We start from the raw sequence: 1339 nt of genomic DNA, 5'->3' as shown, positions 1-1339 counted from the left end.
GCTGTTTCATCGCATAACGCACCTTACGCGGATTCACTTACATTCATCATACTGACTACCTAGCACTCACCCGATTTGTGGTTATCAGGAGGATCATCCCCTCGCGGTTCATATCCCGATTGGTCAAAGACCAATCTTCGTTACATTGTCAGAGCCGCTACTTTATTCAGGCTCCTAGGTTCATCTGGTGATACAGATGGTTCACTCGTTAAGCGGTGAACAGCGCTTCATACGACTTCACGTCGCACGTCCCAAAGCATGTTGCGTATGTCTTTTAAATCTACAGATTACGCGAATGCTCGAAAGGTGTGCCATGGTGATTAGCGAGACGACCGTCCGCCCCATGGACGGGGCGGTCGAGCATCCAAGGATGATGGGATGGACACCTCTTGTGAAGTAGGCGTCATTTACGCCATATTGAATTTGCACGTTCAATAACAACAAAAGGTGTCCAAAATGAAAGTTACACTAATAGGAATTGATCTCGCAAAAAATATCTTCCAAGTATGTGGAGTTAATCAAGCAGGCAAGAGTGTTTTTAACCGTTCGATTAAACGTGCTCAGCTCCTGACTTTTCTGCGTACTTACCCTGATGCCACTATTGCGATGGAAGCCTGCGGTGGCTCTAACTATTGGGGCAGAGAGTTACTTTCTCTCGGGCATGACGTCAAACTGATCCCGCCTCAGCATGTTAAGCCATTTGTCAAAGGCAATAAGAACGATCGCAATGATGCCTTCGCTATCTGTGAGGCAGCGCAGAGACCAAACCTGATTTTCGTCCAGCCGAGAACCTTAGCGCAGGTTGATATCATCATTACCCACAGAATTCGCGAGCGCCGGATCAGAATACGCACTGCACTAACCAATCAAATCAGAGGCTTACTAAGTGAATATGGAATAGCCCTCCCTAAAGGACGTAATCCATTGAATCTTTTGCTGCCGGAATTACTTGAGGATGCCAGTAATCAACTCACTACGATTGCACGCCAATACATGCGTGAGCTGATGGAAGAGTTGCGTGCGATCAACGTTGCAATAGGTTCACTGGAAAAAGACATCAAACTGCAGGCAAGAACGCACCCAGATGCCAAGCGCTGAAGAATCCCCTGATGATTTACAAATAAATCATCAAATTAGGGTGGAAGCGCATCTTGTTGCATGATCAAATGGTTTCGCTAAAAACTACACTTGGACAACAAGATGCGCGAAGCCAATATCCTACAACATTCTTTACACCAATACTGCCCAGAACTTCACCTAAAACGATTAAACAGCTTGATGCTGGCCTCTAAGGCACTGATTGAATGTAAGACACTGACCTTGACTGAGTTAGGTCGAA

General features: G+C 46.0%; 2 pseudogenes. Both read left to right on the top strand.

Features of this window, described 5'->3' with window-relative positions:
* Positions 1–456 precede the first annotated feature (456 nt).
* Positions 457–1095, top strand: a pseudogene (locus L5M17_RS22855) (IS110-like element ISShes7 family transposase); the annotation flags it as partial.
* A 105-nt stretch (positions 1096–1200) separates the two neighbouring features.
* Positions 1201–1339: pseudogene (locus tag L5M17_RS22850) on the top strand (IS4 family transposase); the annotation flags it as partial.

This window comes from Shewanella sp. SW24 (genome assembly GCF_025653395.1).
GTDB lineage: Bacteria > Pseudomonadota > Gammaproteobacteria > Enterobacterales > Shewanellaceae > Shewanella > Shewanella oncorhynchi.
The sequence above is the reverse complement of the archived record's forward strand: the minus strand, read 5'-3'. Positions and strand labels throughout refer to the sequence as shown.